At 55.0% G+C, this 8,601-nt stretch carries 6 protein-coding genes and 4 pseudogenes; 1 reads left to right on the plus strand and 9 read right to left on the minus strand.

Going from position 1 to position 8,601, the window contains the following annotated elements:
- Positions 1-194, plus strand: a 194-nt coding sequence (locus ACMX3H_RS04420) for an ATP-binding protein (protein WP_415209947.1), incomplete at its 5' end; no start/stop codon positions are given.
- 83 nt (positions 195-277) lie between these two features.
- On the opposite strand, the gene ACMX3H_RS04425 is transcribed toward ACMX3H_RS04420, so the two are convergent.
- The 9 genes and pseudogenes from ACMX3H_RS04425 to tnpC form a co-directional block, all read right to left on the minus strand.
- Complete coding sequence (locus tag ACMX3H_RS04425; RefSeq protein WP_415209948.1) at positions 278-1,213, minus strand: hypothetical protein; 936 nt, start codon at positions 1,211-1,213, stop codon at positions 278-280.
- Positions 1,214-1,571: 358 nt separating this feature from the next.
- Positions 1,572-1,643: pseudogene (locus ACMX3H_RS04430) on the minus strand (hypothetical protein); the annotation flags it as partial.
- 19 nt (positions 1,644-1,662) lie between these two features.
- A pseudogene (speA, locus tag ACMX3H_RS04435) lies at positions 1,663-3,630 on the minus strand (biosynthetic arginine decarboxylase).
- Positions 3,631-3,903: 273 nt separating this feature from the next.
- Positions 3,904-4,173: pseudogene (locus tag ACMX3H_RS04440) on the minus strand (NAD-dependent malic enzyme); the annotation flags it as partial.
- Between the two features lie 144 nt (positions 4,174-4,317).
- Complete coding sequence (cdd, locus tag ACMX3H_RS04445; protein WP_415209949.1) at positions 4,318-5,247, minus strand: cytidine deaminase; 930 nt, start codon at positions 5,245-5,247, stop codon at positions 4,318-4,320.
- Positions 5,248-5,331: 84 nt separating this feature from the next.
- Positions 5,332-6,027, minus strand: a complete 696-nt coding sequence (locus tag ACMX3H_RS04450) for a CidB/LrgB family autolysis modulator (RefSeq protein ID WP_415209950.1) — start codon at positions 6,025-6,027, stop codon at positions 5,332-5,334.
- Positions 6,027-6,431: pseudogene (locus tag ACMX3H_RS04455) on the minus strand (CidA/LrgA family protein). The gene ACMX3H_RS04450 and the pseudogene ACMX3H_RS04455 overlap by 1 nt, the downstream one beginning before the upstream one ends.
- Before the next feature lie 244 nt (positions 6,432-6,675).
- Positions 6,676-7,419, minus strand: coding sequence for a hypothetical protein (locus tag ACMX3H_RS04460; protein WP_415209951.1), 744 nt, complete (start codon positions 7,417-7,419; stop codon positions 6,676-6,678).
- Positions 7,420-7,447: 28 nt separating this feature from the next.
- Positions 7,448-8,601: IS66 family transposase (gene tnpC, locus ACMX3H_RS04465; RefSeq protein WP_415209952.1), on the minus strand; the 1,154-nt coding region annotated here is incomplete at its 5' end.

The raw sequence follows: 8,601 nt of genomic DNA on the forward strand, positions 1-8,601 counted from the left end.
AAGATCGTTACGACAAAAGCAGCAGCATCCTGATCAGTCAACTGCCGGTAAAAAAATGGTATGGACTGATAAAAAACCCCACGACAGCTGACGCGTTACTCGATCGGCTAGTACACCCCAGCTATCGACTGGAACTTAAAGGCGAATCACTACGCAAAGAGCAAGGAGTAGCCAGCATAGGAAAAATAGACTAAAACTGAGTCAGAAGATGAGCGAACACGTGATCGAATATCACTGGAATGGGTGATCGGAAAATATCGGAATAACTGATCGGATGTCACCGGAACAGATGATCGGATACGTCGGAATCTGCATTGGGGCGCAATAAGTTTTTGCGCACCAGGTAAATGCCGAGCAGCGAGAAGGCAATTAACAGCAGGTCGATGAGCACCAGCCACAGATTATTATGCAGCAGCTCGAGGGCCAGGCTAATGAGCGAAACACGGTAGGCCATGAACAGCGGCGCATTGGATAACGGCGCCGTAATTTCGAGCATGGCGCCGCTCATCCGGCTGGAAACCCGCGGCGCCTGGGCGTCATCAATATCGTCATCGTCCACGTCGCTGTCCGTGGCGTTTCTGTCGGCGGCGCGATTAAGTGCGAAATTGGCGCGCGCCATATTTAGCGGAATAATATCGTTGATGGGCAAATCGAAGGCGATAATGATCGCCAGATGGCCTGGCTGATTGAAAATCATGTGCTGCGTGAAATAGTAGTCGTTGAGAAAACGATATTTGCGCAGGGGTGAGAAACTTTCGCGTTCATCCAGGATGTTGGCCTGCTGCAGCATTTCGCCGCGGCGAGAATCCACCAGCGAGCCGATATAGCTGTCGCGAAAGCGGGGATTTGTCTCGCGCAGCGGCTGCGTGGAGATGAGCGTCAGGCTGTTATCGCTGCCGTTAAGATAGTACAGGGTGAAGCTGTTATTCTCGGCCCCCCACAGCACGTCAAGATAGCGCGACATCGCCAGCGCGCGGGTGTAGGTCGCGTTTTCATGGCTGCCGAAAATCATCGCGTCGGTTTTCTTATGGGGTTTATCCACAAAATAGACGTCCGGACGTAGCCGCACCTCTTGAGCGCCGTTGGGCTGCAGCGCCTGGGGGTCGTTTTTGCCGCTAGCGTCATAAAGCTGATAGGCCGCGACGCGATATTTGTCGATGCGTTTTTGCATGGAGTCGGCAATGGTGCTCAGACTATGCTGCTTCTCCACCACATAGGTACTGAAAACGTAAGCGCCCCGTGGAGGACGTCTTGAATTATTGGTGGGTTTGTTGTATGAGACAGTAAACCTACGTTACACGCTTATGCTCATTGTATTTTCACATTATATTGATTTTAATAACTTTTATTTCCATCCCGGTTTGAATGATATGAAATTAGTGGTTCTGAAGTTTGTGATAGTGTCCATTAAAATTTAAGTGGACACTATCATCGCCGGATTATCCATGATCTGACAGCCGTCCCTTATAGGATGCGGGTTCACTAGGCATCGTAGTGGAACATATTCTTATCGGGCCATACAACAAACCCASCAATAATTCAAGACGTCCTCCACGGGGCGCTTACAATTCCAGCGGCAGGCGCAGGAAACCGAAAGCGTTCGACACCAGCGAATTATCGTAATTATGACCCAGGGTACTCATCATCATTCCTTACTTAACGTTATTCATCTTCCAGGTAAGTGTAACCGTACAGGCCCGCCTCGAACTCCTCCAGGAATTCGCTTTGCAGCCCGGCATCCAGATCGGTGTCTTTCACCTGGTCACGGAAACGGGTCAGCAGCACATCGGGATCGAGCTGCACATAGCGCAGCATATCGGCAACGGTATCACCTTCGTCAGACACGTTCATCTCCAGGCTGCCGTCCTTGAACACATACACATCCACCGTGGCGGTATCGCCGAACAAGTTATGCATGTTGCCGAGGATGTCCTGATAGGCACCCACCATAAAAAAGCCGAGGGCCGGCGGATTATCGGCATCATAAGCGGCATTGGTATGGTGGTGGCGATACCGTCGCCGTCAATGTAATGATCAATGGTGCCATCAGAGTCGCAAGTGATGTCAAGTGATGTCAAGCAGCACCGCGCGCCCCTCCGGCGGCTTATCCAGCCCCGCCAGCGGCAGAACCGGGAACAGCTGGTCTATCCCCCAGGCGTCCGGCATCGACTGGAACAGCGAGAAGTTGACGTACAGCTTATCCGCCATACGCTCTTGTAATTCATCGATTATCGGCCGGTGGGCGCGATTGCTTGGATCGAGCTGCGTTTGAATTAAGCGGCAGATGCTGAGATACAGCTGCTCGGCCCAGGCGCGCTGCGTCAGATCCAGCATACCGTGAGTATATTGCGTATGGACATCATGCAAATCCATTTGGCTGTCGTGCAGCCATTCGCGTAACGAGCGACGGTTGCGCGGCTCCTGCATTTCCTGCCAGGTCTGCCACAGGCTTTCCAACGCGCGCGGGGCGTCCGTCTCCGGCGGATGTGGCTCGCTGTATTCATTGCGCTCCACGCCGATGACATTGGACACCAGCACCGTATGGTGCGCAGTTACCGCCCGGCCGGACTCGGTAATGACCGTTGGGTGCGGCAGGCCGTATTCATTACAGGCATCGCCGATACCCCAGATGATATTGTTGGCATATTCGTTCAGGCCATAATTGGCCGAGCCGTCGGATTGCGAACGGGTGACTTCATAATCGACCCCCAGACCGCCGCCGACGTCGAAACATTCAATATGGACACCTAATTTATGCAATTCGACATAAAAACGCGCCGACTCACGCACGCCGGAAGCGATATCGCGAATATTCGATAATTGGGAACCCAAGTGGAAGTGCAGTAACTGCAGGCTGTCCAACCGCCTTTTCGCGCGCAGTAGATCGACCAGTTGCAGCACCTGTGCCGCCGCCAAGCCAAATTTTGATTTCTCGACGCCGCTCGATTGCCATTTGCCGGAGCCCTGCGAGGCCAGGCGGGCGCGCACGCCGAGGCGCGGCACCACATTCAACCGTTCCGCCTCCTCCAGCACCAGCGTGATTTCGGAAAGTTTTTCAATCACCAAGTAGACTTTATGGCCAATCTTTTCGCCGATAAGCGCCAGGCGAATATATTCCCGATCTTTGTAGCCGTTACAGACGATCACCGTGCGGGTCATGCCGGCATGGGCGAGTACCGCCATCAATTCCGCTTTGGAACCAGCCTCCAGGCCCAGGGGCTCACCGGAGTTGACCAGCGATTCGATAACGCGGCGGTACTGGTTGACTTTAATCGGGTAAACCAGGAAATAGCCACCCTGGTAGCCAAAGGAATCGCGCGCCCGCTGAAAAGCGGCGTTAATGGAGTGCAAACGGTGCTGCAAGATCTGCGGGAAGCAGAACAGCGCCGGCAGACGCTGGCCTTCGGTCTGGCGCTGTTTTACCAGTTCCGCCAGATCGACGCATTCCTCGGGAAAGTCAGGATCCGGGCAAACGCTGATATGACCCAACTCATTGACGTCGTAGTAGTTATTGCCCCAGTACGTGACATTGTAGGTTCTCAGCATTTTACTGGCGTCGCTGTCGTTGTAAGCGCCCCGTGGAGGACGTCTTGAATTATTGGTGGGTTTGTTGTATGGCCCGGTAAGAATATGTTCCACTACGATGCCTAGTGAACCCGCATCCTATAAGGAACGGCTGTCAGATCATGGATAATCCGGCGATGATAGTGTCCACTTAAATTTTAATGGACACTATCACAAACTTCAGAACCACTAATTTCATATCACTCAAACTGGGATGGAAATAAAAGTTATTAAAATCAATACAATGTGAAAATGCAATGAGCATAAGCGTGTAACGTAGGTTTACTGTCCCATACAACAAACCCACCAATAATTCAAGACGTCCTCCACGGGGCGCTTACGATAAAAAAGCGTTTCATTCGTATCTTGAATATTGCGCAGATAAATGCGGCGATCGATATTTGTGCGGAAATCCTGGTATTGGCGCCAGGCGCGTTCCGCCTGCTCCTCAATCGTTTCCACCGTATCCGGCAGCAAACCCTGCAAATTGAAATTGTCACGCTCTTCCAGGGAAAAGGTGCTGCCTTTATTCAGCAGCGGGAATTCCAACAGAATGGGGCCGGCATGGGGTATATACAGGGGACGTTTGCTTTCGTATTCCAGTTCCATTTTCTTCACTCATCGTTACTGATAATGTTGGCTGTAGGAACAGCATAAGAGATCACGGCGGTGATTGTCCGGCCGGAGTTGTAATATATTTTTCACCCCGCGCCGATAAGCCCCTCCGTTGGCGGACTCACGACGCGCTTTGAATCAAAGGGAGATCGCTAAATGATGCACCTCGTGGCAGCCCAGCGCGGCAAGGGTGACGGCGGTGGCCGGCCATTGTGTTATCGGCGCATTTTGCCGCTCTGCCAACACCGCCCGCATTATCTGCCGGCTATCGTCGCCGCTGGCGTTCATTAAGATTAACGCGCATTGTAGCGGCGGCAGGCTAGGATTAAAGGCGGCGTTTTCCGCATAACGTCCCGCATAGATGCGGCCATCCCGCGTCTGCAGCGCGACACCGCTATGGCTTTGACTGTAGGGCGCATGGCTCTGGTTGACCGCATCAAGGGCCGCGTTTACCAAAGGAGCGTTATCGGCGGGGGCGGCCGCTTTCAGCCCATGGTCTATCCATGTCACGGCGGCGAAATGATGGTCTATCTCATCGAGTAGCAGGCTTTGAATGGCGAGATCACGCGGGCCGAAGGCGTCGGGAAGATAGCGCGCCAGCGTCGCGGCGGGGCGCTCGGGCAGACAGAGAATTAAATCGGTGCCGCTGTTCAATTCATTCATGAACTGCCGGCAGTGGCCGCAGGGCGTATAATTGACCGCCAATGCCCGCAGACGTTTTTCGCCCCGCAGCCAGGCGTGGGCGATGGCGCTTTGTTCCGCATGCACCGTTTGCTGCAGCGGCGCGGCGTGAAATTCCATATTGGCACCGAAATACAGATTGCCGCTGATGCCGCGTGCGATAGCGCCCACGTTAAAATGGGAAAGCGGTGTGATGGCACAGGCGGCAGCGAGCGGCAGCAGCGAGAAACATAACGCGTCTTCGTCAAGGTCGCAGGCCTGCAAAAGCGCCTTGACCTGACCGGCGCTCAGCCAGCCGGCGAAGTCGTTATGATCGAGCAGCGGTGCCAGCGCATCCCGTAAAGGTCGGTCGATCGCGCTCAGCGCCGGTACAAAACGAGCAATCATAGGGGGTCCCTGTTCTTTTGGGCAGACGATCATTGTAAACAGGGATAACGTGATTAACTACGATCGATATCTTATCGTTAACAATTAACCGAATAATTTGAGTAATAATGGAAACACAAAGGGGGCGATAAGGGACGTAATAATGCCGCAGATAACCAACGCCAGCGAACTGAACGCCCCTTCTTGAAAATCCAGCTCGGCGCAGCGGGCGGTGCCCAGAGCGTGAGACGCGGTGCCCATTGCCAGGCCGCGCGACGCCCGCGTGGAGATCCGCAGCAGCTTGAACACTCTGTGGCCGAAAACCGCCCCAAGAATCCCGACGAAAATGACGCACACCGCCGTCACGGCGGGAATGCCGCCAATGGATTGTGACACCGCCATGGCGATGGGGGTGGTCACCGATTTTGGCAATATCGACGCGGCCATTTCAGGCGAAACGCCCATCCATAGCGCAATGGCGACGCCGCTTACCATGGCGGTCAGGCCGCCTGCAAAGCAAATGCTGATAATGGATTTCCAGCGGGCGCGAATTTGATGCAGCTGCTCATACAACGGATACGCTAGCGCGACCACCGCAGGCTGGAGAAGATCGTTGAGCACCTTGCTGCCGGAGAAATAATGGTTATAAGGTATGCCGGTCGCCAGCAGTAGCACGATAATCACCACCATGGAAACCAGCAGCGGATTTAGTAGCGGTATGCGCACCCGATTGGCCAGGCGGCGGGAAGCGAAAAAGACCCCCAGCGTTAACGGCAGCGACCACCACATATTCTGCAGCATTAACGATCTCCAACGTCTTGAGGCTGGTCGGCGATGGGGCGCTCGCGATGCACATAATGGGAGCTGAGCCCCACCACCACCATCACCATGAGGGTACTGACAGCGCCGGAGACGACGATAGCGCCCAGCTGAGCGGCAAGCTGCTGATAATAATTCATCACCCCGACGCCGATAGGAACGAATAACAGCGCCATGTAGCGGATTAACACGTAACAGCCGGGTTTTAACCACAGCGGCGGCACCAGCTGAAAAGAGAGCAACAAAAAAAGCAGCAACATACCGATAATGCTGCCGGGAATGGCGAATGGCAGCAGCGCGGAAAAGAAGATGCAGGCGTATAAACAAAGCTAAATGAGGATAAATGCCCGGACAAAGGCCCAAGCGTTAGTCAAAATCTTGCGCATAGTAGCCATCCTAACGATGATGCATTTATCATACAATTAAACGTTAACCTATGCCAGCCTTCACGGACAGTCGGCTGACACGGCCAGCGTAGCGGCGGTTTACGCCGCCGCCATTGTTATGCTCGGCCCTGACACGAAGCCAGGGCGGCGCCCGTACTGGCGACAAAGGTACCGCAGGTTGAAACGGGAACGCCAGGGGGCCATCGCTTGACCTCTGCCGCCGGGAGGTAAGCAGCGTGACCCTTTAGCGGGGGTCGCCGATGCAGGGGTGATCTAGGACATGCCAAGCCCGACCGGCGACTTGACCGTCGCTATAGTCGCGTATCATCAACATTAACCAATCCGCGCTCGTCATCAAGAGCGCGTTTTTCAGCTCGGCATGGCGTTGAATAAAATCATTTACCTCCTGCTTAAGGGGCGGAGCCAAGTGCATTTTTTCGGCGTAGTGAGACAAATAGCTCATCAGGCCTTCGTGGTAGTGCATGGCAAGCGAGGCGAGGTGCGCTCCTGAGTCCGCGGAACAGATCTTCGGCACCGGGGTCCCTATATCGTGGCGTATGGAGATAAACCGGTTAATAGGTGAGGAAAGCAGGATAATTTGCTTTAGCAATTCATCATCAACCAAACGTTGCCGTTTATTCGCATCGCGGCATCCGGAACAATTTAAAAGATTGAACAGGGAATCCGTGATAACCACCAGGCCCTTAACGTAAGTATCTTGAGCCGCATAAAACGGCGGCGTTTTTTTCAGTATGGCCGGCGATAGCAGCGTGATATTCGCCCTGCGTTTACCGTCGCCCGTGCCCACCATGGCAACATTGGTATAATTTAACCAACGAATAATATCAATAAAGTCGCTGGCGCGCTGCACGACGGCTTTAAATGACGCCACGTTTTGGGCGAGCGAGCTATCATCTGACTGCTTGAGAAACAGGTTTAGAAAAGCCGCAAAGGCGGTTTCGTTCGCCGCAATACGTTGTTGTAACATAAGCGTACGCCCAGCGCCGTATTGACAGTTATTCAGCAGGGATGGTGAGGTTCCACGGCAGGAGCTCTTTGATTTTGTTGATGGGATGATCCGCGATAATCGCCAGCACATGGCGCAGATACGCTTCCGGCTCCACGCCGTTCAGTTTGCAACTGCCGATCAGCGTATACATCAGCGCCGCCCGGTCGCCGCCGCTATCCGAACCGAAGAACAGATAGTTCTTGCGACCCAGGCTTATTACCCGCAGCGCGTTTTCAGCGATATTATTGTCGATCTCCGCCCAGCCATCGCCGGCGTAGTAGCACAACGCCCGCCAGTGGTTCATCAGGTAGTTGAACGCCTTTGCCGTATCGGCCTGGCGCGACAGCGTGGTGAGTTTTTCCCGGACCCAACTCTCCAGACCAACAAGTATTGGTCGGGATCGTGCTTCGCGCACCTGTTGTCGTTCCTCTGCCGGGCGCCCCCGGATATCGGCTTCGATCGCGTACAGCTCACCGATCCGGCGCAGGGCCTCGGTAGTGGTCGGCGACGGATGGCGCACATGGATATCATGGATTTTACGCCGGGCGTGGGCCATGCAGCCGACCTCGCGGATATGGCCTTCTTCATACAGTGGATTGAAGCCCGCGTACGCATCCGCCTGCAACAGGCCGCTGAACCCGGCCAGATGTGTTTGCGGATGAGCACCCTTGCGGTCCGGGCTGTAAGCGAACCACACTGCGGGCGGCTGTGTCGAACCGGCATTCCGGTCGTCACGCACATAGACCCATAGCGGGCCGGTTTTAGGCTTGCCTTTGCCCGGTTGTAGCACGTCCACCGGCGTGTCGTCGACGTGGACTTTACCCATCGACATCACATAGTCGCATACCGCGTCGGCCAACCGCGCCAGCAGGCCCGGTCCAGCGATGCCGCGCTCGATGGGCCGCGACGGCGCCGGCACCTGGACGATGACATCGCAGCGGGCGCAGGCCTTCTTTTTACGCCGGATTTTTATCACCTTGAACGCGCTTTTGATAAGCTCAAGCTGTTCGCTCACATCCTCGCCCAGCGGTTTAAGGTCACCGCCGCAAGCGGGGCAGGCCGGCTCCTGCGGCTCCAGACAGCGTTCTTCACGCGGGAGTTCCGGCGGCAGGGGCCGACGCACCGGCGAGGGGCGTAAGGCCGGCGGCACCGCCGGGTCAT

Origin of the sequence: Sodalis sp. (in: enterobacteria) (assembly GCF_047607725.1) — a bacterium.
Classification (GTDB): Bacteria; Pseudomonadota; Gammaproteobacteria; order Enterobacterales; family Enterobacteriaceae; genus JBLKSS01.

Excerpts from the sequence above, each read along its gene's own strand:
- cdd (WP_415209949.1), bottom strand. The coding sequence starts at position 5,247 with ATGATTGCTCGTTTTGTACCGGCGCTGAGCGCGATCGACCGACCTTTA.
- ACMX3H_RS04450 (WP_415209950.1), bottom strand. The coding sequence starts at position 6,027 with ATGCTGCAGAATATGTGGTGGTCGCTGCCGTTAACGCTGGGGGTCTTT.
- ACMX3H_RS04460 (WP_415209951.1), bottom strand. The coding sequence starts at position 7,419 with ATGTTACAACAACGTATTGCGGCGAACGAAACCGCCTTTGCGGCTTTT.